Below are 22,830 nucleotides of genomic sequence, written 5' to 3' on the forward strand. Positions count from 1 at the left end.
GCATGAAACTCGGGTTTGGGAAAATTAGGGATGCTCTCAAAAGCGGAGCCGAAAAAAATACCGGGGAAGAGAAAAAAGAACGGAAAGAAGAGGAACTAGAGCCTGATAGAATTGGGGAAGTTACAATGAAAACAAAAACTTCAGAGCAGAAATCTGAAGATGCATCCAAAACTGAATCGAAAAATGAACCTGAAAATGAACCTGAAAAAGAACCCATGATTCCGGCAGACAGAACAGGAGCAACAAAGACAGGCCTTATTTTCTTCCCGGCTTTTGACTGGGCAATTTCTCCAACTCACCCGGAAAGAGAGGAACGCCTCCTTTATACGCGGGACCAGATCTTTGAAGAAGGGCTGATGGACCTTCCGCAAATCGCAGAGTATAAGCCCCGTCTTGCGGATTTCAAGGATATTGCCAGAGTCCATTTCTGTATCCCCGATATAGAAGCCCAGGCTACAACCCCTCACCGGATTTCAGTAGGCAGCTGCCTGGTCCTTGCTGATGCACTCATGCGAGGAGAGGTTAAAAACGCTTTTGCCCTTGTCCGCCCGCCGGGCCATCATGCCATGACAGTAGCTCACGGAAACCGCGGTTTTTGCAATATCAATAATGAAGCAATCCTTGTTGAGTACCTGAGAAAAAAGTATGGGATCCGCAGGATTGCAATTGTGGATACTGATGTCCATCACGGGGATGGGACACAGGAGATTTTTTACAACGATCCTGATGTGCTTTTTATCTCCTTTCATCAGGATGGAAGGACGATATTTCCGGGATCTGGATTCGTTAACGAGCTTGGAGGTCCGAAAGCCCTTGCCAGGACAATCAACATTCCTCTGCCGCCCGGGACTCCGGATAAGGGTATCCTTTACGTGCTCGATACACTGGTGCTGCCCATTCTGGAGGACTTCAAACCCGAACTTGTCCTCAATTCCGCAGGGCAGGACAACCATTTTTCTGACCCGCTTGCAAACATGCGCTTTTCCGCGCAGGGATATGCAAAACTGAACGAGAAACTTGCCCCTGATATGGCAGTGCTTGAAGGAGGCTATGCTATCCAGAGTGCGCTGCCTTATGTAAATACAGGAATAATCCTTGCCATGGCCGGGCTTGACTATTCCTGCGTAAAGGAGCCTGATTTTAGGCATGGGATGTTTGTCCAGGCTGCAAGGGACAGGCAGGTCCTTGAGGAAATTGTTGCTACCCAGCTTGAAAACTGGAAAAACCGGGACAGGCTTGTAGAGGCAGAGGTTGCAAAACACGGAGACTTTTACCGCCGGAAAAAACAGATTTTCTATGATACCGATATGATCCAGGAATTCCAGGAGGAAACAATCAGGATGTGCCCTGACTGCCAGGGTTACGTAACCATAGACTCCCAAGCCCACAGGAGCATAAACGATACCAGGATTTTCGGGGTTTCGGTGCCAATCTATGCCTGTGACCGTTGCCAGGCTGAAGCCAGAGAAGAGTACGAAAAAAGGCTCACTTATCCAGAATACGAATACGTGTACCTTCAGGATAAAAAAGCGGATGAATATAGAGAATACAATAGAAGGACAAAACAGGAAACATCATATTGAAACCTAGAAAAATACCTATTGGGAAAAGGAACCAGTTTACTATCTGGGTATTGAGAATCTTTGCAGGTTCCGACTCACCTCCTGATAAACCTTGATGAATCAGTAGAGGCTGGAGCTTTTCACTTATTTTAATTTTTATATTTTTTTTTCTCCAGTCTCGCCACTTTTAAGAATCTTTTTCCATCCCAGTGAATTTTTTTTATGTTTTATTTTTTACATTTTTCTTTTCAGGAGTATACACACTATGCTAAGAGAACAATTTAGAGAAGAGGCCGCTTTTTTCAGGATAAACACTGTAAATATATTAACTTTTCTCTTAACTATTAAAATAATTATGTTAACCATGAAAATAGATTTAACAGTTTGAAATAATTTTACTTATTCAGCTGGATAATTTCAGCATAAAATGAAATGACTCTTGGATGTCTAAAATAAATATAGCTCTTTTAATCCTGATTTTTCTGAAAACATTACTTTAGAAAATTATTAAATAGAACCAGTACGTTTATATTATACATGTAGTTAATTCCTAATTAATTGTGGAGAGTATCATAATAAATTTCTTCTATTTTTAGGGAGGGATTAAAATAAAGATATTAAAAATATTACTATTAACCATTCTCATATTCACACTAAGCTCCTGTGCGGGGGCAGCGGCTGAAATTCATGCTAATTCTACTAATCCGATACAGACCGCAGTGGACAGTGCAAATCCAGGCGATGTAATTCTCGTAGCACCCGGAACTTATACAGAGAATATCATCATAAACAAAAATGACCTGGTAATAAAGTCAGAATACGGGAACCCTGCAAACACGATAATTGCAGCTAGCAACTCAGGTGCAAATGTAATCACCATCCAGAACAGAAATAATGTAACAATTAAAGGGTTTAAGATTACTGGAGCAGGAAATGACAACTCAGGAATCTATTTGACCGGAAGTACTTACTGTACCATTGAGGACAACATATTACACAACGATGCTCTTGGAGTATATCTTAAGACTTCCCATAATAATATTATTCGCAATAACACCGCCAGTAAAGACCTCAATGTAGGCACGGGAAGAGGGATCAACATTGAACAATCCGATTACACCAATGTTTTGAGCAATACGGTTTCAAACCAGAGGTACGGGATTTATGTATCCGGCTCAAAGGATAACATCCTCTCAGGAAACGCCGTGAGTCAGAGTGCTGACCACGGAATAGTTCTGGAAAACACAATCGACAGTACTCTCGAAAACAACGTTGCAAACTCAAACCAGGACTATGGGATTTATCTGTCAAGTTCAGAGAGCAACATCCTTAGAAGCAACACAGTGTTCAACAATACTAACGGCATTAACCTGGTATCTTCCTCCGGGAACACAATCTCGGATAACACGGTATCAGATGATGCTCTGGTTTCTCTCACGCATGGTATCTTCATGAATACTTCTCATAATAATAACCTGCAAAGCAATACAGTTTCAAATGTTGACTATGGAATCGCCATGCGGTATTCCAACAACAACAGCCTTGTCAACAATGATGCACATAACAATAACAGAGGTATTTACCTTACCTTAACTTCCAGTATAAACACGCTTTCAGGAAATCTGGCAAATTCAAACTTAATGAACGGCATAGTTCTGGATAAAGCCGGCAACAACAATCTTATCAACAATATCGCCAGGTTGAACAGTGCTGATGGCATCGTTCTCGGGAATTCAAACAACAATAACCTGACCAATAACAACGCATCTGAAAATAACAGAGGAATACATTTACTCACGGTATCCAGTGGAAACACACTTTCAGGCAATATAGTAAACTCGAATACTGGCCATGGTATTCTTCTCGAAAACGTGGGCAACAACAACAACCTCTCTGGAAACACTGCAGCTTCAAACAGTATTTATGGAATCTACCTGGTGAATTCCAGCAATAATTACCTGCTCAGCAATATAGCCCCACGCAATTCTAAAGGGATCTACATAATGAATTCTAGTGGGAATACGATTTCTAACAATACTCTCTCGGATAATATCGACGATGGGATAATGCTTTCACTTTCCAACAGCAACACTCTTTCAGGAAATAGGGCTTCTAACAACAACTTTGGAATTTCTTTGGACTCTTCCGGAAGCAACAGTATCTCAAGCAACATTATAACTTCGAGCAGGAACTTCGGTATTTTCATGTGCTCCAGAAGTTCTAATAACCAGGTTGTAAACAATTACTTTAGTAACACCGCGAATACAAATGTCAGAAACACTTCAAACGTCTGGAACACGGATAAAACTGAAGGTAAAAGTATCGCTGGTGGACCATACCTTGGCGGAAATTTCTGGGGAAAACCTGATGGACAGGGACACTCTCAACTCAACAACGATACAGATGGAGACGGCATTACTGAGGTAATATTCACAACAACCAACGTTATAGACTATCTCCCGCTTGTAGCTGTCGCTGCACCGGTACGTCCAGATGCAAACTTCAGTACCAACGTTAGCAGCGGATATGCTCCTCTAACTGTTCAGTTTACTGATCTTTCAGAGAATTCAACTTCTGTAAGCTGGGACTTTGACAATAACGGAGTTATTGATTCCACAGTAAATAATCCAGTTTATGAGTTCACTGTTCCAGGAATTTATACCGTTAATCTGACGGCAAGCAACCCGAACGGCACGGACTCAAAAACTTCTGATATAAACGTGCTTGAAGAAGGAGAAGAAGAAAATGAAACTAAAATTCTTCCCGTAGCAGACTTTACAGTAAATAAGACCAGTGGCTATTACCCCCTCACAGTTCTGTTTACTGACACATCACAGAATGCAACCTCGAGGAGCTGGGATGTTAACAATGATGGAATTGAGGATTCAAACGAAACAAGTTTTGTTTATGTGTACCCTTCTGCAGGGACTTACACCGCTAAACTGACTGTGATCAACGCAAACGACACTGATACAAAAACTATTCAGATAGCTGTAAATAGGAAAAGCAGTGGTGGAAGCCGCAGTGGTGGTGGCGGTGGTGGCGGTTCTCCTGAATCTTCAAGAAACATTGAAGTAAAGGAACTTTCCCAGGTCTTCATTACAAACGGAAAAGCTGTACAGTTTGACTTCACGAAAAAAGCAACCTGTGTTGTGTATGTGAGTTTCGATTCAAAGAAGACCGTGGGCAAAACCACAACCATTGTTGAACAGTTAAAAAATAAATCTACCCTTGTTTCGGAGTTACCTTCGGATGAAGTCTATAAGTTCTTTAACATATGGGTTGGCAACAGCGGGTTTGCAACCTCAAAGAACATCGAAAACCCTGTAATTGGCTTCAAGGTTGAAAAGGCCTGGGCCCAGGATGAAAAGATAGACCAAGCTTCGATTACCCTGAACAGATTCAGCAACAAAACATGGGAGCAGTTGCCAGTCAGCCTGTCAGATGAAGATGAAGAATACCTGTACTTCACAGCTGAAACCCCGGGCTTTTCTTCCTTCGCAATAACAGGGAAGGCAGATAACTCTCAGGAAGAAACTGCAACTGAAATCCAGCCTGGAGATGAGTTTGACAACTCTGAAGAGAACACGGAGGATACAGGATCGGAAGCTGATCAGGAATCCGAACAGGGAGAAAGTACAGGTATGCCGGGCTTTGAGCTGGTTTACGGTGTGGCTGGTCTGCTTGCAGTACTCTTGTATAAGAGGAAATAAATAGCTAAACTAAATAAGCTAAATTAAATAAGCTAAATTAAATAAGCTAAACTAAATAAGCTAAATTAAATAAGCTAAATTAAATAAGCTAAATTAAATATAAATAATATATTTAAATGTAGAAAAAAGAATGATGGAGGTTTGATATCTTCATCCTGTTTTTATTTTTTTTCCTTTTTCTTTCAAAAAGTGAAGAAAGATATCGGCTCTATCTTATTCTTTTTTTTATACTATTTTCACCTTACTTTTGAACTCATGTTCTTGAGTCTGGTTCAACAGATTGTTCTACAGATTGGTTCAACAGACTGGTTCAACAAATTGGTACTGATCTGCTCTTTTTCGCTTACTTTTTGGGTTATTATTCTGATATTATTTTCTAATAGATTTATATTATCCCATGTTTATATATTGTTGGTAAATATAAAGAAGAATTATTAATAATATCTGAAGTGGGGGATTCATATACACAGGTTTATTGCTATATTTTTAACCTTGCTTGTCTTTACGATAAGCTCGGGTATCGGAACTGCAACTGAGATTATTGTCCAGCCAGGGGAATCAATACAAAATGCAGTTAATAAAACTGTTCCGGGGGATGAGGTTGTCGTAAGTCCCGGAAGCTATACTGAAAATCTCAGAATAATGACAGATGATCTGGTTATAAGGTCAGCCTCAGGGAACCCAGAAGATACGATAGTTACGGCGAACAATAAAGCTGAGGATGTATTTTATGTCGAAGCAAATAACGTAGTAATTACGGGGTTCAGCATTAATGGTGCCGGAACTGACCGCGCAGGAGTTTACCTGATAAGGTCCAGTAACTGTACCATCGAAAATAACAGGTTAGCAAACAACACACTGGGAATATACCTTAAACAGTCAACTCACAACCTTATCCTCAACAACACAGCAGTAGATGGTAAGAGGGCAATTAATATCGAAAGATCAAAATATAACATGGCTTCGGGAAACACAATTTCGAATCAGAGGTTCGGAATATATTTGCTTATCTCCGAAGGTAATATGCTCTCAGATAATAAGGTAAGTATGAGCATTGATCATGGTATTGTCCTGGAAAGTTGCAGTAACACCAGCCTTGAAAACAACACTGCAATTTCAAACGAAGATTACGGAATCTATCTTTCAAGTTCAAGTAACAGCAACCTGAAAGGTAATACGGTAGATTCCAACACAATCTACGGCATCTATCTCAGAGATTCAAGTGGTAACAACTTGACAAATAACACAGCATTGAACAACAGCAGAGGCATTTACCTGTTAAGGACAGGTGAAAGCATGCTCTCGGGTAATGTAGTCTCAAATAACGGAAATGGTATCCGGATCACATCTTCAGGAAACAACAATGTTCTGGAGAATTCAGCTTCGGATAACGTCTTATCTGGAATATCTATCTTAAACTCTACTAACTGTAATATAAATGAAAACATACTGTCGAACAACACAATTGGTATATACCTGGCTTTTTCCAGTAACAGTACTGTCCTTAATAACAGTATGCAGAATGGGGGAAGAGGACTTTACCTGCAGGATTCCAATTACAATACGCTCTTAAACAACACAGCTTTGAAAAACAGGTATGGAGTTTACCTGCTGCGCTCAGGATGGAACGTACTCTCTAACAGCAATGCAAGCGAAGGTAATGACCACGGTATTGTCCTGGAAAATTCAAGCAACTATAACGACCTGACCGGCAACATAGCAAATTCTAACCGTGCTTACGGTATATACCTCAAAGGTTCAGGTAATAATAACTTAAACAGCAACGAAGCTTCCGGCAATAATAGAGGAGTTTACCTCACAACCTCGAACAAGAACACGTTTTCAAAAAATACTATTTCGGACAACAGCGAATATGCAATCCTGCTGGCTTATTCCTTAGAAAACAATATCTCAGGAAACGAAGTTTCCAACAGCAACCGGGGCATCCACCTGATAACTTCCAGCGATAATAAGATTTCAGGCAATGAAATAGTTTCAAACGGTGTTTCAGGTCTTTATATGACTTCCACAAGCAACAACAATACCGTGTTTAATAACTACCTGAATAACAACGTTAACGCAGATATTAAGCCGGGAAGCTTTGGGAACGTCTGGAACACAACAAAAATCGCAGGCACAAATATTGCAGGCGGACCGTACATAGGAGGAAACCTCTGGGCAAAACCTGATGGTACTGGCTTTTCCCAGACTGCAACGGATACAGATGGAGACGGCATTGCTGATGGAGTGTTCAGTATCTCAACCAGCGGCTATACGGATTACCTCCCGCTTGTAGTTGTTTCTGAACCAGAACAATCTACAACTCCAGTAGATTTAACAGATGGCCAGACGGAGACACCTACAAATGATCAAACAGAAATATCTGCAGATAATCAAACGGAAACATCTCCAGATGAAACATGGATATCTCCAGATGAAACATGGGTACCTCCAGACGAATCTGAGTGATCTCCAGACTAACCAGAGACAGCTACAAACTAAACAAATACAATTACTTACGAAAATAGAAACTTATGAAGTTGAAACCACTTATGAAAATTGAACCATGATCAACAAAAAGGGGCTAACATAAGCCTGGTTTCACAGAGATAGTAATTTACTAACTCAACCAACAAGAAATGAGGTCGGGAGAAGGAATGACCCTTCATCCTGATTATTTCTTTATCTTACTTTTTTCCCTTATGTATAAAAAAAATTTGTTCATAATACTCAATTATTCAAACTTACTTTGTATTTCGCTTAACCGTTTTTTCCCTATCTCAATAAGGTTCATCAGTTTCATATACTCATTTTCCGGGACAACACTGCCTGGAAACAGAGATTTCACAACACTCCCGTCAGAGTAAAGCAAAATTCCGTTCCAGGCTGCAAAATGAGTGGTGGACAGGTACTCACAGGGAAGTTCCCATCTTGATTTTACATTATTAAAACCTTCAAAATGGTAGAAAACGGTTCCGTTTTTCAAGACCCTGGTAAATTTCAGGAGCGCGTCAGCCATACTCTCACCCGGTTGTTGTTATGAAAAAACTGAAAAGGGAGAAAAATAAAGACATAAGAAGTAAATTTCCGTTTTTAAGGCTCTTTTTGAAAGCTGTCTTATTAAGAGGCTACCTTTTTAAGGCTTCTTTTTTAAGGCTTCTCATGAGCCTGTCAAAGGGCAGTTAAAACCCGGGTAGTTAAAACCCGAGGTCAGTTACTTTTTCTCCTTTTGCACTGGTAACGGTTACGGAAATGTCTTTAAATTTGGGGACTCCTGTACCGCCTGTTTCATCCGAAACCAGCATATTGGACCAGGGACTGTTAGGCATATATGCGATGCCTCGGTGAGAGGGCTCGTATCCGGATTCCTCAGCCCTGACCACAATTGTTCCGAAAGAGTTTTTCAGGGTTACTGTGTCGCCTTTTTTCACGCTCAATTGCTTGAAGTCGGTAGGATCCAGTTTTATTACGGCCGAGCGGTCCCTGTATTCTTCCCCAAAACGGTTTTCAATCATCGCTTTGTCCTGAAAGATGTCCCTGTAGGTTATGATCCTGACCTTTATTTCAGGGGTTTTAAGAAAAGATCCGAAATCCATCAGAGAGCCTCCATTATTTTTTTGAGAACTGCTTCATCCGAGAGCCGTGTTGTTTCAACAACAGGTTTAAAGTCTACCTTTACCCCATCCATACGCGTGGCACTTCCTCCTGATTCCACCCCGCTGATTGCAGTGTTGATATAGACCTTTGCACTTCTGGAGGTAAGGGTTTCGCAGGGGTCAAGTGAAATGACTGGAATTTCAAGCAGATTCTTTGCAATAGACCTGGGAAGGCTTGAAAGAGGGTCAGAACCGACGATAAGGGCTGCGTCCACGGTTTTTGCTTTAAGGGATTCAACGATCGAATATTCGGGTCCATGCTTCACAGTGCCATCTTCGAACTTTACACTGTTCACATGCCCTGTTTCCTCAAAGAGGTTTTCATTAAAGCCCCGCATGTTGTAATGTCCTACCATAGGTATCAGGTGGAAATTTGCTTTTTCGTTCAGGGTGTCCATAAGCCGGAAAAGGGGTTCAAGGTTTTCCAGGGAGTAGACCAAGCCAAGCCCTACAAAGACTACCCCGAATTTTGCCCCTTTCAGGATATTCGCCAGTTCAAGAATCCTTTTAGGGGGGAAGTTGTAGGACGTTTTTGGAAGCTTTCCGGAAAGCCCTGCAATAAGGGCGTCGATGAACTCGGCATCTCCTCCTGGCGGGATCTGGAAGAAATTATTCCCGCAGATCTTTGCGGTATGGGATTTCCGAACATCTATTGCAATTGCAGTCCTCTCTTCTTCCCATCCCCGCTGCTTTTCTGCGCCCCTTGGGAAATAGGAATGTTTTGAAAGGTGGCGGGGGTGAGAATCCGAGGGGTCTGCTCCCCAGAAAATGGTAACATCGGCTTTATTTCTCACATCGTCAAGGGTACATGTCTTGAACCTGTTTTGAAGGAGGGATTCAACCACACGCCCCAGGCAGAATGAAGAAGTATCATCAAGGGTTGCACTGGTTTTTTTTGCAAGCTCTATTGCAAGTTTCTGAGTCTCGTTGGTAGAAGTCCCAAGCCCGAAAATCAGGGGGTTTTTTGCATTCTTCAGGATAGCTGCAGCCTCACTGATGGCAGTTGCTTCATCAACAGGCTTGTTGTCAACCCGGAAAACTGCATTATCCCTTCCTTCTTTCATGTGGGCTACCCCAACCCTGCAGGCGGTATAGACTTTGTTTACTATGTTCTTTTCAGACTCGACCTCGATATCGTCGCAGAGCATCCCACAGCCTGTGCATACATTATAATTTTTTTCCATCCTCTTTACCTCACACAAACTCGATTGCCTCTACAGGGCAGGTCACTATACAGCCGTTACAGAGGATCTTGTTCTTCCCGAATCTACGGCATTCCTCTACATTCTGGGCTTTGACAACTCCGTCTTCTACGACCAGGACCAGCTTCTTAGCATTCCTGGGGGCATTTCCCGAGCCTACTCCATAGGGATCGTTTGCTACATTAGGAGGGCAGGCAACCACACAGTTTCCACAACCAAAACAGAGTTCTTCATGCACTATGAGTCCGGTTGAAGTTGCTCCTTCTGACGCCTTGAAGAGGCTGCTGATCTTTTCGTAGTTTTCTTTGTATTTAGGTTCCTCTTTAAGGGGCGGGCAGTCATCAGCTGTTAGCTCGCGAGCCATAAGGGCAACTGCAAACGCCATACAGGAGTTTTTTCCACATTTTTTGCAGTTCGTTTTTGGAAGCATCTGATAAAGTTCCATTGCATTTGTCATTCCAGATCACCCTTGAGTCAAATTTATTTTATAGTTTATTAAAGATATGGCAGTTAAAAAGATGGCAGGTCAATACCACACCAGGTAACTACATCAGGTAAATAGTGTTTGTACATTCTATTGTGTGAATGTATATGCCAGTGTGAACCGGAAATATTTTATTAAAGAATATCCGGTTTGAAGGAAATGCTATCTAAAAATATTGAGTACCTAAGAGCATTGAAGTACAATGTTAATAGATTCAATAAAGAAATGAATGTAATCCACCTTAAACTATTGCTTTTTAGTTCTCAATGTTAATATTAATTAGCAGTGTTAACAGTCTTCAGAGACTTCAAACTCCCAAATAAGGTTCTTGCGTATCCTCTTCAAATTTGAGGAAGGATCTTCCACCTGCAAGATAGAGATCAATTTTATCACACAGTTAGATCAATTTTATCATACAGTTAGATCAATTTTATCACACAGTTAGATCAATTTTATCACACAGTTGTTTCGCTTTATATGCTTCATGAGCATGTTTTTCAGACTCAGGTATATTTTTAGATATTCAACAAATATGTGAAATTTACTTTTCCCTATACATTTTGAAGAGAACACTGTTTTGCCTTTTTGCAGGCTGAAAGAAAGGTATTTCAACTTAAGTGAAAAGATTAGAGTGGCTGGAAGTGGGCAAAAAGTATTTATATCAATTGTCCTTTCCCACTTTCGCTAATAGTATTTAATTAGTATTTAATGCCTGCTTTTGGAGCAGGTCTGGCAGAACAAAGTCAGATCAGGTAGACTTAAAGAAAAGTTCACAGTGGCAGTTTCCGTCTTTTTCAATTTCATCTTTATGATAAATACAGGGACAAACTATTTTTTTATCCTCATTCTCGTCCCCGGTTACTATCCTGCAAGGGCAATAACGCTTCCCAAACTTTTCAACCCTTGAAGCAAGCCCGTCAAGAACATAATCAAGAGCTTCTTTATCCGGGTTAAGCCTGTAGCCTGCTTTGCTTGCGTATTTTTCTGTCCATTCATACATTTTGTCTTTTACTTCATCGTGTTCACTCATGTAGAGTTCCCTCCTGTTTTTGTAAGAGTGATACTGTTATTCGGGAGAAGGTCATACACGGAAATATTATTGGAGAATCAGAAGCATTCCTGTTCTTGCACAATTGCCGTAGATGTGTTCCCCTTTCAGGTTTCTTAAGAATTTTTTTAAACTTCCGTTCACAGGAAATTCCCGCATACATATAAATTATTAAGCAACAATTCGGCACTGACCGATCGATTACGAATTAAGCTTTCAAACTATAAAATCAATTGGTGAGCATCGTAATCTTCGATCAGCCATTCTGAGATTACCCGATTAAATAACCAGATTTTTCCCGGGAATTTAAACACGGGCTTTAACAGGAATCCGAAAGTTAATATACATGCAAGTATTATATTGATATATAAATATCAGACGCAGTATATAAATAATGTGGTATATGCCTCTTTAAAATAACGGATTAAACAGATTGTACATAGCTTAAATAGTTCATCATACATTATTATATGAGGCAGTGTAAAATTATTCTGCCTATTTGGCCTATCAGGGAGCAGAACCGGGGTTACCTTATGATGAAATTACAGTTGCTTTAAAATATTTCTGCTCATGCCTGCAATGAAGCTGAAGGAAGGCAAACCTGGAAAGCCACCGGGAAATAACACTAAAAAGGCTGATGATTCTGAATTTTTTATTATAGGGTTGCCGGTCAGAGGCTCAAAAAACTTTTACAAAATAAAGGTTTTGATTTTGTACAAAACGGCTACCTTTTTATCCTGTTTGAGGGAAAATTTATATTGAGATTTATAAAACACAAATTCCACAAATGCCCGGTAAACTTAAAGAAAAGCCTTTCCAGAGTTGTGATAAAAACACACTGAACCAGGGCTACACAGGACCTTCTTTTTTCTGCACTGGCAGAAATCATGCGCAGGAAAACGTTCCTGAATTATAATTCTGAAATTTTAACTTATAAATGATATAAATAAAAAGAATCAAAAGATATATCAGAATTCGATCTCTAAAAATATTCATAAATATAAGGAGTCAACAAACATGCGAATCGGAGTCTACGTTTGCCATTGCGGACTGAACATTGCAGGAGTAATTGATGTTTCAGCCCTTGAAGAAATGGCGAGTAAACTGGAAGATGTGGTGCTTTCCCGGGATGTACAGTTTCTGTGTTCCGATTCCGGACAGGAAGGCATCATTAAGGATATAAAGGATAACAAAATCGACAGGGTTGTGGTAGCTGCCTGTTCCCCCAGGTTGCACGAAAAGACCTTCAGGCATGTCATGGAAAAAGCCGACCTTAACCCTTACCTTCTGGAAATGGTAAACATAAGGGAGCAGTGCTCCTGGGTGCATGCAGACGACCCGCAGATGGCGACCCAGAAAGCTTTTGACCTTATCCGGATGGGGGTTGCAAAGGCCAAATTCCTCAAAGAGCTGAGTGCAACAAACTCAAAAGCCAGCAGAAATGTCCTTGTCATAGGTGGAGGGGTTGCAGGAATTGAAGCCGCTTTAAACCTTGCAGAAGCCGGTTTTCCCGTAACCATGGTAGAGAGGGAGTCTACAATCGGAGGTAAAATGGCCCTGATGAATGAAGTATTCCCAACAAACGACTGCTCTATCTGTGTGCTTGCCCCCAAAATGACGGATGTGCAGAACCACCCGAACATCACTCTTTACACCTACTCAGAAATTACCGATATTTCAGGATCCGTCGGAAAATTCCATGTAAAAGTCAGGCGCAAACCTAGGTTCGTGCTCGAGGACAAATGTAAGGGATGTGTGGACCTCTGTGCCGGGGTGTGTCCCGTGGAAATAGAAAACCCCATGAACTACGGAATTGGAAAGACCCGGGCTATCTACATGCCAATCCCCCAGTCCGTCCCCCAGGTGGTTCTCATCGATCCTGACCACTGCGTGGGCTGCGGACTCTGCCAGCAGGCGTGTCCTGCAGAAGCTGTAGATTACGAACAGAAGCCTGAGGAAATTGAATTTGAAGCAGGAGCTGTAATCGTTTCTACGGGCTATCAGCTCTTTGATGCTTCCAGGAAAAAAGAATATGGTTTTGGGAAATACCCGGATGTCATCACGAACATGCAGCTTGAGCGGATGTTGAACTCTGCAGGGCCCACCGGAGGGAGGGTCCTCAAGCCCTCTGACGAAAAACCCCCTAAAAGCGTTGCATTCATCCAGTGTGTGGGATCCAGGGACAAAACCGTGGGTAACGAATACTGTTCTCGCGTCTGCTGTATGGCCGCGCTCAAGAACTCTCAGATGATTAAGGAGCGTTACCCGGACACGGAAGTCACCATCCACTACATCGACATCCGGGCAGCCGGAGAGATGTACGAGGAATACTATATCAGGACCCAGGGAATGGGCGTGGACTTCATCCGCGGGAAGGTAGCGGAAATCTATCAGGGTGATGACGGCAGGCCAGTTCTCCGCTATGAAAACACTCTGGAATGCCGTCCCGAGGAGGAAGCCTATGACATGGTGGTTCTCTCTACAGGTTACGAACCCGCCAAAGCTGCAGAAGGGATATGCAGGATGCTGAACCTTGCCCGGAGGCCGGACAGATTTTTCGCCCCCGCCCACCCTAAGATGCGTCCTGTAGACGCCCCGGTGAGTGGTGTTTTCCTGGCAGGCTGCGCCTCAGGCCCCAAGGAAATCCAGGTTTCGATCGCTCAGGGAAGTGCCTGCGCTTCAAAAGCAATGCAGCTTCTAGGGACCGGGGAGCTTGAAGCCGACCCAATGGGAGCGCATGTTGATCCCGAAAAGTGTATTGGGTGCAGGACATGTGTGGATGTCTGCAAGTTTGGAAAGATCAGTATTGTCGACAAAAAAGCTGTTGTGGACGAGGTTTCGTGTTACGGCTGCGGAGACTGCAGTGCAGCATGTCCTGTAGGGGCAATTCAGATGCGGAACTTTGAAAACGAGCAGATCCTTGCGCAGGTAAGAGAGGCAACTGCCCATAAGTCCCAGTGTCCTTTTATTGTAGCTTTCCTCTGCAACTGGTGCAGTTATGCCTGTGCAGACCTGACAGGAATGTCAAGGATCCATTACCCGACAAACATCAGGGTCATCCGTACCATGTGTTCTGCAAGAGTAAACCCGGAATTCGTGCTTGAAGCCTTAAAAGGCGGAGCTGACGGGGTGCTTGTTGCAGGCTGCAGGATGGACGAATGCCACTACATTCACGGAAACTTTGATGCAGAAAAGCGAATGGATGTCTTAAAAGAAATCATAAAGGAAATAGGGCTTGATCCTAAAAGGCTCAGGACCCTCTGGATCTCGGCTGCCGAAGGAGAACGTTTCTCGAACACAATCACCGAGTTTGTAAAAGAACTCGAAGAAATAGGACCCATAGGAACCGAACTTAAGCAGGAATGTACGGGAACCGGACCGGAGGAGGTGGCACAGTGAGCGAGAAACATTCTGAAGAGTGTCCCGAAGAGTGCCCAGAGCAGGAAACTCATGTATGTGGCGGGTGCTGCTGCGGAGCTGGAGAAAATGAAAAGCCTGAAACCGGAGAAAAAGACGCAGAGAGATGCGAATCTGATGAATCCGGATCAGGGAAATTTGAATCTGAAGAATCCGGATCTGAGGAGTTCGAGTTCGAAGAACCGGTAGAAGCAGGGGCTGAAGAAGTCGAAGGTGAAAATCAGGAAAAAATCACAGTTACAACCAGCATGGACCTGCAGGGGACACATTTTCTCTATACGCAGGCAACTGAGAAGTCCCTCAAGACCCTTGATTACGACTATAAGCGCTGCAACGGTTGCGGGATCTGTGTGGAGATCTGCCCCACAAAAGCCCTTGAACTGGGACCCATACATGAGATTGCAACCGGGCTTGATGCTCCTCCTGTTATGATGGACCTTGATAAATGCACCTTCTGCAGGATGTGTGCAAACCTCTGCCCTGTGCATGCCATTTCCTTCGAAGCTGTGGGAGAGGTCCCTGATGAAAATCAGTACCCAAAATACGATACTTATGTACATATCAACGAGAAATGTCTTCCCTGTCTCCTCTGTGAGGGAGCCTGCCCGCAGGACGCGATAGAGGTCGAGTTCACCTTTCCTAAAAAAGAAGAGATTGCTCCCTTTAAGGAAGGGATAAAGGGTGAAATCGAAATCGACACTGAAAAATGTAACTTCTGCGGGATATGTGCCCGGTTCTGTGATGCCTTTCTCCTGCTTGAGCGCGAGCCTACCCCTGAGAACCCTGTACCTTTTGAGCAGCTTCTTGTAGACGAGGATAAATGTGACTACTGTGTACTCTGCCAGGATATCTGTCCGGAAGAGGCAATAAAGGTTAAAGGGGAGCGCCCCTGTGAAGCCCCGAAAGTGGAAGGCAATGTGAAGGTTGACGAGCTGAAATGTACGCAGTGCGCCCGTTGCCAGGCTGTCTGCCCCTATGAAGCTGTTGACCTGCAAAAGCCCATGGAAGGGGAATTGAGCCTTATTGATGTAAACCTCAAAGAGTGCGACCCCCAGGGCTGCCGCGGTTGCTTCAATGTCTGCCCCTCGAATCTCTGGTACGTCCCCACAGATCCCGAAGACCCTCGAAAGATAGCTTTTGCCGAGGATTACTGCACTTACTGTGGAGCCTGCGTGAAAGCCTGCCACCTTGGAGCTATAAAAGTAGAGAGATCTGATGTCCACCACACAGAGATTCCGGATACACCCTGGGCTACCCAGTGGAGGGATGCAATCGAATCCCTGAAGACCGGAGTCAGGAAAGGGGTTGACCACGCCGTCTTTAGAGAGACTGAAACCCTCAAAGCGCAGAAGTTTATGGGCATAGAGCCCCCATGCACCGATGAGGAAACGCTTGCAGTCGTGCAGGCAAAGATAGATTCTCTCATGCCTGTCCTTAAGAGTGCAAGAGTCAGGAAACTCTGGGAAACCGATTCTTCGGAAAAAACCACAGAAGCTGTGAAAAAGAAGATGGAAAGCTGAAGAAAAACCGATTGATGCAGATGCAGAAGATCAAAACCTGAGGTTGAATGTGATTTTTCGATTCTTTGCCTCAGGTTCTGCACTTTTCACTTACAATCATTACCGGCACCTTGCAGTGCCGGACAGTTTTTTCTGCCACGCTGCCGAGCAGCAGCCTGTCCAGTCCTGTCCTGCCGAGAGTCCCCATAACAACAATATTCATCTTATTCTCTTCGGCATAACGGATCAGTTCGTCTGCCGGATGTCCTTCAAGCAGGATGAGTTTCACATCGACTCCTTCCATTTCTCCTGCCCTTTTGACATAACTAACGGCTGAGTGTCCTTCTTTTTTCAGGGCTTCATTCATCCTTTTCCAGTCAAAATCGACAGCCATCGAAGAGAAATAATCCGTGGACACCACATATACCGCATAAACAGTTCCTCCACTCAAGCGGGCAAGCTCTATCGCATTGTTAGCAGCCATCCTGGAACAGACCGAACCGTCGGTTGCGATCATTATTTTCTTGAAATTAACGACTCCCATAAAACAACACCCAATTACACTATGTGCCTGTAAGAAATATAATTGCATCGGGGTTCAGGGAGTGAAAAGATAAAAGGATGATTTCGTTTTGGGGGTGAAAAGGTCAGGTAACTAAACAAAGGTCATCTCAATGCAGCAAAAGTATTATTGTCCCTATTTATAATAATACAATATATGAAAATAAGCGACGAAAACTATAGGCTCTTGGAAAAGAAAGCAAAAGAACTGGGTGCAAAAAGCGTCAGGCTTTTTCCCGCAGAAAATATTGTGGTTGAAGACCGAACTATTCTGAAGTGCATATTTGGCTGCAACGGCTACGGAAGCCGGGTCTGCCCACCTTATATCCCAACCGTGGGCGAATTCAAAAAGATGCTTGCTAACTACGACTGGGCCCTCCTCGTTGAATGGAAATCCAAAAACGTTTTTCCCCGTGAAGTAAGTGAAAACTTCATAAAATTCAGTGTCGAACCCCCCGAAAACGAAGAAACGAAAAACCAGTTTTTTGATAATTTAAAGACCGTAATGAAAGACCGAAAAGAAACAATCCAGCCTGGAGTCCTCGAAATTGAAAAACTCGCCTGGACTCTTGGCTACAACACCGCCCTTGCCACCTTCCCCGGCATGTGTACCTGGTGCGCCACAAGCGACTATTCTGATGTGAAATGTGCCGGCGACAAAGGTCCCTGCCACCACCCAACCCTCCGCAGGCCCTGCCTTATGGGGCTTGGGGTGAGGATGGACAAGACGCTTGAAAAACTGGGGACTCAGCTTCAGAAGTTTCCGATGGATGATACGAGCCCATCGCCATATACGCTGGTTTTGCTGGATTGAAAAAGGGGAAACTAGGTTTTAAGATATTCTGCTTATTTTTTCCAGGGTGTCGGTTCAATACCATGCCCTTGAATTCCATCTTTTTCACTGAAGTAACTCCAAAGCTATACTTCTATATATGGGAGGAAATTATAATATAATTTATGGAAGACTCCCCCAAAAATTCCCCCACCGCCTGGATACAAAAGGTTCTATTTTTGAATGATCGCAAAGTAAATACTGATGTATTGGTTGGAGCATTGATGCATTTATTCCTCATTCTTTGCCTGATCATTTTACTATACATGTTAGGTAAACAGTTCATGTTAATATAATAAATAAAACTGTGCCGGCACAGCTCCTTACCCAGGCAACATTACCAGCCGCTGAGATAGAAATCCATTTGTATTCAAGAGCTGGCTCCTCGATTTGAGTCCAATCACGCTCAAACTGCGCTTTGATTTCTTCCGGACCTAGACGTTTTTCGTCTGCACCGGTACCGTAAATTACAACATCTGCGTCCGGCGCAATAAGGGACATTGCACTATTCAGGTCGCGTCTGGCGTAACTCTCTGCAAATTTATCAAGGACAGCTTTGACTGCTTTTTCAATCACACTATTTGCTTTTATACTCTCTTCCCCAAAATAATTTATTAGTTTGGAAAATAGATTGGAATTAATTCATATAAAATATTTGATAGTTTGACAAAGGTCCCGATTTGCAGGAAAAAATGGGAGATTATTCCTGTTTCACACATAAAAAAACGTAACAATTCAGGTAGCCTTTGAAAGGCTACAATTTTTCCTCTTTTCGAGGAAAAATTGCATATAAATTGAATCCTATTTTGTTTCGTTATTATGCTTACACGTGAAGAGATCCTCGTTATCTATGAAGCTGGTCCTGAAGCTGTAATTTCTGTAATCCAGAGACTTGAAACTATCATAGAAGAACAAGCTATTCGAATTGCTGAACTAGAAGAACGTGTAAGGATTTTAGAATCTCGCTTAAATCAAAATAGCAGAAACAGCAGTAAACCTCCTTCTACTGACTTTTTAGTCAAAGAAAAACCTAATCCCAAGAGTCTCCGGAAAAAGAGTGGGAAGAAACCTGGAGGTCAAGAAGGTCATCCAGGCACAACTCTTGATATGGTTAATGATCCTGATTAGGTAATTGAACATTCTTTGACCTGCTGCAAAGAATGTGGACATACTCTTGAGGATGTTGAAGTTGAAGCTTATGAGAGAAGACAAATTTTTGATATTCCTCCTGTAAATCTAATTGTTACGGAACATCGAAGTCAGATTAAGACCTGTACTCACTGTGGAAAATCAAATAAAGCTTCTTTTCCAGAATCTGTGAAATATCCCGTCCAGTATGGTCCTAATATTTTAGCTTCAGCAATTTACTGTAAAAACTACCAGTTTATTCCCTATAAAAGGATTTTAGAGTTTTTTGATGACGTTATGGGGATAAAAATCTGTTCTGCTACGATAATCAGAGCAGAAAAAGAATGCTTCCGGAATTTAGAGGAGTTTGAAAATGTGAGTCAGGAGAGGTTAATAACTTCTCCTGTAATCCATTGTGATGAAACTGGGATGAAAATTGAAGGAAAAAGGCATTGGCTTCATGTAGCTTCTAATGACAAATACACCTGTTATTTTGCTCACTCAAAAAGAGGATCAGAAGCAATTAATGCCATGGGAATTCTTCCAGAGTTTAAAGGAATAGCAGTTCATGACGGATGGAAACCCTATAACAGTTATGAATGTGATCATGCTCTTTGCAATGCTCATCTCCAGAGAGAACTTACTGGAATTGAGGAGAACTATAAACAGCAATGGGCTAAAGAGATGAATGAACTGTTAACAGAAATGAAAAAGTATACTGATGAGTGTAAAGAGCAGGTCAAAGATCTGGACTTTGAGCAAATTAAAGTGTTAGAAGAAAGGTTCGATGCTGTAGTCATGAAAGGGATTGAAGAAAATCCACCTTCTCTAAACCCTGAAAAACAAGGAAAACGTGGTAAAAATCCAAAAACAAAAGCAAGGAACCTACTTGACAGGTTTATAGAAAACAAAAAACAGATCCTGAGATTCCTCAATGACTTGAGAGTTCCGTTTGAGAATAACCAAGCAGAAAGAGACATAAGGATGATGAAATTACAGCAGAAAATATCAGGAACTTTCAGAACTATACAAGGAGCGGAAGCTTTCTGCAGAATTAGAGCTTATATCTCAACCATTAAAAAGAACGATTTACCTGTTATAGACGGTATTCTCGCGGCGCTCAAAGGAGCGCCGCTATTATTCTGAGAATTTCAGCATTTTGCTGAAAAAACATACTTTTTTATCAGTGGCTGAATAGTTACAAAAAAACAAAAGTTAAAAGTTCAATACCTTCTACTATTCCTTTTTCTGTCTTTTTACTGGATTTCCGGAATAGATACCTTTATACATTCTACCACACCTTTTACATTCAGTTTCTTACACATAAATAACCGATAACTGCTAATGCAGCACCTAAAAGAGCTAAGAGAGGAAACAAGCGCAGAAAGAGTGTTTAAAAAGGAAAAGGAAAATAGCGAGCCGATGGACTTAAAAGTGAAGGGAGAGCAAAAAGAGCTGGATTTGAAGGATTAATTAAAGAAAAGCTAAAGGAAAACTAAAGAAAAACTAAAGAAAAACTAAAGAAAAACTAAGGGGAAGACTAAAGTAAAAATCAGAGAGATTTAATATGGATTAAGGCGCCTCCTGCTTAGATTCGGGTGAAAATATGGAAAAATACGATTACAGTGAACTTGGGCTGAAAGCCGGGCTTGAAATTCACCAGCAGCTGGACTCAAAAGAGAAACTGTTCTGCAGGTGTCCTACCCTGATAAGGGACATTGGGGATTCGGACTTTGAGTTTTTCAGGTATCTCAGGGCTACGGAAAGCGAGATGGGAGAAAAGGACAGGGCTGCGGTGGAGCAGACCAAGATCAGGAGAAAATATGTCTACAAGGCTTACGATACGACCTGCCTTATAGAAAATGATGAAGAGCCTCCAAGAGAACTCAATATGGAAGCTCTGGATATTTCCCTCGGGGTTGCAAAGCTCTTCAACATGAAACCTGTTGACCAGATGCATGTAATGAGAAAGATCGTTGTGGACGGGTCAAATACCAGCGGCTTTCAGAGGACTGCATTTCTTGCAAGCGATGGGTATATTGAAACTTCGGAAGGATACTGCGGGATTGACAGCCTCTGCGTTGAAGAAGAAGCTGCCCAGAAAATCGAAGAAATAGGAGATTCAATAGTCTATTCCCTGGACAGGCTCGGGATCCCGCTTGTAGAAATTGCAACCGCGCCTGATATCAAATCTCCGAGGCAAGCCCGTGAGGTTGCGGAGTATATAGGGATGCTCCTTAGGTCTACGGGAAAAGTAAAGAGAGGGCTTGGCACGATCAGGCAGGACGTTAACATCTCAATTGCCAGAGGCGCAAGAGTCGAAATAAAAGGAGTCCAGGCCCTTGACCTCATAGAAGACATCGTCCGCAGGGAAGTTGAAAGGCAATTGAACCTGCTTTTTATCAGGCAGGAACTCCTTGAAAGAAAAGCCTTTGTTTGTGAGGAGATCTATGATATTACAGGGCTTTTCATGGATACGAAGTCCAAGGTCCTGCAAAAAGGTGTAAAGAAAGGAGCAATACTTGCTGCCCACCTGAAGAAATTCAACGGGCTTGTAGGCAAGGAAGTACAGCCAGGTAGGAGGCTCGGGACTGAGTTTTCGGATAGGGCAAAGACTGCAGGTGTGGGAGGAATTTTCCACACGGACGAACTTCCGAACTACGGAATAACTGAAAAGGAAGTACAGGCTGTCAGGGACGCTATTGGTGCAGGTCCTGAGGATGCTGTTGTCATGGTCGCAGATGAACCTGAAAAATCCAGGCTTGCAATTGAGGCAGTAATTAAAAGGGCAAAAGAAGCCTTTGAGGGGATCCCTGAAGAGACTCGAAAAGCCCTGCCGGAAGGAAATTCTGCTTATATGCGCCCTCTTCCCGGTGCGGCAAGGATGTATCCTGAAACCGATGTTCCCCAGATCGAGATATCACAGGAATATTTTGATTCCATAGAACCTCCGGAACTCCTGACAGAAAGGGCAAAGCGGTTTGCTTCCGAAAGCGGCCTGAATAAAGAGCTTGCCGAAAAAGTGGCTTATTCAAGGTATTTGCCTCTCTTCGAGGCTCTCCTGGAAACTTACAGGAAGGATGCAAATGTTAACTCAACCCTGATTGCCAGAACCCTTGTGGGAATCGTCCCTGAGATAAGGAGAAACGGGGTTGAGACGGACAACCTCACAGATGAACACTTCAATGGACTTTTTGCAGCTATTTCAAACCAGGAAATTGCAAAAGAAGCCAGTCAGGATCTCCTGGCAGCCCTTGCAAAAGAGCCTGAACTTACAACTCAGCAAGCGATTTCAAAGCTTGGTCTGAGCGCCTTTGACCCCGAAGAAATCGAAAACTTCATTAAAAAGATGGTCAGGGAAAGAGGAGATTTCATCAAAGACAAAGGTCCAGCTGCTCTTGGCCCTCTCATGGGTGTTGTCATGAAGGAGTACAGAGGTACGGTTGACGGAAAGGTCCTGAACAATATGCTGAAAAAAGAAATAGATAACTTTATCAATCAGGGATAAAACCCTGACCTTTTTTCTGCATTTGCTATTAAATTTTCTGTTATTTCTTTTCTTTTCCTTCCAGATTTTCCTTCCAGATTTTCCTTCCAGATTTTCCTTCCAGATTTTCCTTCCAGATTTTCCTTCCAGATTTTCCTTCCAGATTTTCCTTTCAGATTTGCCTTTCAGATTTTTCTTTTTGATATTATTTCTTTCACATCTTTCAGAACTTTTTCAAAAA

General features: G+C 42.6%; 15 protein-coding genes and 1 pseudogene. 9 read left to right on the forward strand and 7 right to left on the reverse strand.

Annotated elements, in window-relative coordinates; all coding sequences use genetic code 11:
- The first annotated feature begins 2 nt into the window (after positions 1 to 2).
- The 3 genes from MSWH1_RS07975 (at position 3) to MSWH1_RS07985 (ending at position 7,744) form a co-directional block, all read left to right on the forward strand.
- The gene (locus MSWH1_RS07975) at positions 3 to 1,583 is read left to right on the forward strand and encodes a histone deacetylase (protein ID WP_048127580.1); all 1,581 of its coding nucleotides are present in this window, start codon (positions 3 to 5) and stop codon (positions 1,581 to 1,583) included.
- Between the two features lie 698 nt (positions 1,584 to 2,281).
- Positions 2,282 to 5,275 carry a NosD domain-containing protein gene (locus MSWH1_RS07980; protein ID WP_231585377.1) on the forward strand — a complete coding sequence of 998 codons (2,994 nt, stop codon included), beginning with the start codon at positions 2,282 to 2,284 and terminating at the stop codon, positions 5,273 to 5,275.
- 492 nt (positions 5,276 to 5,767) lie between these two features.
- Complete coding sequence (locus MSWH1_RS07985) at positions 5,768 to 7,744, forward strand: nitrous oxide reductase family maturation protein NosD (RefSeq protein ID WP_231585376.1); 1,977 nt, start codon at positions 5,768 to 5,770, stop codon at positions 7,742 to 7,744.
- Between the two features lie 265 nt (positions 7,745 to 8,009).
- Here the strand turns inward: MSWH1_RS07985 and MSWH1_RS07990 are convergent, their stop codons facing one another.
- The 5 genes from MSWH1_RS07990 to MSWH1_RS08010 all read right to left on the reverse strand — a co-directional run bounded on the left by MSWH1_RS07990 (position 8,010) and on the right by MSWH1_RS08010 (position 11,647).
- Positions 8,010 to 8,294 carry a hypothetical protein gene (locus MSWH1_RS07990; RefSeq protein WP_048127587.1) on the reverse strand — a complete coding sequence of 95 codons (285 nt, stop codon included), beginning with the start codon at positions 8,292 to 8,294 and terminating at the stop codon, positions 8,010 to 8,012.
- A gap of 178 nt (positions 8,295 to 8,472) precedes the next feature.
- The gene (locus MSWH1_RS07995; protein WP_048127589.1) at positions 8,473 to 8,871 is read right to left on the reverse strand and encodes a molybdopterin dinucleotide binding domain-containing protein; all 399 of its coding nucleotides are present in this window, start codon (positions 8,869 to 8,871) and stop codon (positions 8,473 to 8,475) included.
- Complete coding sequence (locus tag MSWH1_RS08000) at positions 8,871 to 10,115, reverse strand: formylmethanofuran dehydrogenase subunit B (protein ID WP_048130315.1); 1,245 nt, start codon at positions 10,113 to 10,115, stop codon at positions 8,871 to 8,873. The genes MSWH1_RS07995 and MSWH1_RS08000 overlap by 1 nt, the downstream gene beginning before the upstream one ends.
- Before the next feature lie 10 nt (positions 10,116 to 10,125).
- The gene (locus tag MSWH1_RS08005) at positions 10,126 to 10,590 is read right to left on the reverse strand and encodes a (Fe-S)-binding protein (RefSeq protein WP_048127591.1); all 465 of its coding nucleotides are present in this window, start codon (positions 10,588 to 10,590) and stop codon (positions 10,126 to 10,128) included.
- A gap of 775 nt (positions 10,591 to 11,365) precedes the next feature.
- Positions 11,366 to 11,647, reverse strand: coding sequence for a ferredoxin-thioredoxin reductase catalytic domain-containing protein (locus MSWH1_RS08010; protein WP_048127593.1), 282 nt, complete (start codon positions 11,645 to 11,647; stop codon positions 11,366 to 11,368).
- A 1,035-nt stretch (positions 11,648 to 12,682) separates the two neighbouring features.
- Here MSWH1_RS08010 and hdrA2 point away from each other — a divergent pair.
- Complete coding sequence (hdrA2, locus tag MSWH1_RS08015) at positions 12,683 to 15,064, forward strand: CoB-CoM heterodisulfide reductase HdrA2 (RefSeq protein ID WP_048127595.1); 2,382 nt, start codon at positions 12,683 to 12,685, stop codon at positions 15,062 to 15,064.
- Positions 15,061 to 16,602: a 4Fe-4S binding protein gene (locus tag MSWH1_RS08020; protein ID WP_048127597.1), complete on the forward strand. Its 1,542-nt coding sequence runs from the start codon at positions 15,061 to 15,063 to the stop codon at positions 16,600 to 16,602. The genes hdrA2 and MSWH1_RS08020 overlap by 4 nt, the downstream gene beginning before the upstream one ends.
- A gap of 70 nt (positions 16,603 to 16,672) precedes the next feature.
- On the opposite strand, the gene MSWH1_RS08025 is transcribed toward MSWH1_RS08020, so the two are convergent.
- The gene (locus MSWH1_RS08025; RefSeq protein WP_048127599.1) at positions 16,673 to 17,125 is read right to left on the reverse strand and encodes a universal stress protein; all 453 of its coding nucleotides are present in this window, start codon (positions 17,123 to 17,125) and stop codon (positions 16,673 to 16,675) included.
- A 174-nt stretch (positions 17,126 to 17,299) separates the two neighbouring features.
- Between MSWH1_RS08025 and MSWH1_RS08030 the strand changes: the two genes are divergently transcribed.
- The gene (locus tag MSWH1_RS08030) at positions 17,300 to 17,956 is read left to right on the forward strand and encodes a DUF2284 domain-containing protein (RefSeq protein ID WP_048127602.1); all 657 of its coding nucleotides are present in this window, start codon (positions 17,300 to 17,302) and stop codon (positions 17,954 to 17,956) included.
- A 300-nt stretch (positions 17,957 to 18,256) separates the two neighbouring features.
- Here MSWH1_RS08030 and MSWH1_RS08035 read toward each other — a convergent pair whose 3' ends face one another.
- Entirely contained in the window at positions 18,257 to 18,550 is a 294-nt protein-coding gene (locus MSWH1_RS08035) for a nuclear transport factor 2 family protein (RefSeq protein ID WP_048127604.1), read from the reverse strand.
- Between the two features lie 243 nt (positions 18,551 to 18,793).
- Here MSWH1_RS08035 and tnpC point away from each other — a divergent pair.
- From tnpC to gatE, 3 genes and pseudogenes are all read left to right on the forward strand, one after another.
- Positions 18,794 to 20,248 (forward strand): annotated as a pseudogene (gene tnpC / locus MSWH1_RS08045) (IS66 family transposase).
- 198 nt (positions 20,249 to 20,446) lie between these two features.
- Positions 20,447 to 20,575, forward strand: a complete 129-nt coding sequence (locus MSWH1_RS20510) for a hypothetical protein (protein WP_255350494.1) — start codon at positions 20,447 to 20,449, stop codon at positions 20,573 to 20,575.
- A 133-nt stretch (positions 20,576 to 20,708) separates the two neighbouring features.
- Positions 20,709 to 22,610: a Glu-tRNA(Gln) amidotransferase subunit GatE gene (gene gatE / locus MSWH1_RS08050; RefSeq protein WP_048127605.1), complete on the forward strand. Its 1,902-nt coding sequence runs from the start codon at positions 20,709 to 20,711 to the stop codon at positions 22,608 to 22,610.
- Positions 22,611 to 22,830: the final 220 nt, after the last annotated feature.

Source organism: Methanosarcina sp. WH1, assembly GCF_000970005.1.
In the GTDB taxonomy this organism is placed as follows: Archaea; Halobacteriota; Methanosarcinia; order Methanosarcinales; family Methanosarcinaceae; genus Methanosarcina.

What these genes read in the sequence shown, in the direction of transcription:
- MSWH1_RS08010 (WP_048127593.1), bottom strand. Translation starts at nt 11,647, where the DNA reads ATGAGTGAACACGATGAAGTAAAAGACAAAATGTATGAATGGACAGAA.
- MSWH1_RS20510 (WP_255350494.1), top strand. Translation starts at nt 20,447, where the DNA reads ATGCAGCACCTAAAAGAGCTAAGAGAGGAAACAAGCGCAGAAAGAGTG.
- gatE (WP_048127605.1), top strand. Translation starts at nt 20,709, where the DNA reads ATGGAAAAATACGATTACAGTGAACTTGGGCTGAAAGCCGGGCTTGAA.
- MSWH1_RS07995 (WP_048127589.1), bottom strand. Translation starts at nt 8,871, where the DNA reads ATGGATTTCGGATCTTTTCTTAAAACCCCTGAAATAAAGGTCAGGATC.
- MSWH1_RS08030 (WP_048127602.1), top strand. Translation starts at nt 17,300, where the DNA reads ATGAAAATAAGCGACGAAAACTATAGGCTCTTGGAAAAGAAAGCAAAA.
- MSWH1_RS08025 (WP_048127599.1), bottom strand. Translation starts at nt 17,125, where the DNA reads ATGGGAGTCGTTAATTTCAAGAAAATAATGATCGCAACCGACGGTTCG.
- MSWH1_RS08000 (WP_048130315.1), bottom strand. Translation starts at nt 10,115, where the DNA reads ATGGAAAAAAATTATAATGTATGCACAGGCTGTGGGATGCTCTGCGAC.
- MSWH1_RS08005 (WP_048127591.1), bottom strand. Translation starts at nt 10,590, where the DNA reads ATGACAAATGCAATGGAACTTTATCAGATGCTTCCAAAAACGAACTGC.
- MSWH1_RS07990 (WP_048127587.1), bottom strand. Translation starts at nt 8,294, where the DNA reads ATGGCTGACGCGCTCCTGAAATTTACCAGGGTCTTGAAAAACGGAACC.
- hdrA2 (WP_048127595.1), top strand. Translation starts at nt 12,683, where the DNA reads ATGCGAATCGGAGTCTACGTTTGCCATTGCGGACTGAACATTGCAGGA.
- MSWH1_RS07975 (WP_048127580.1), top strand. Translation starts at nt 3, where the DNA reads ATGAAACTCGGGTTTGGGAAAATTAGGGATGCTCTCAAAAGCGGAGCC.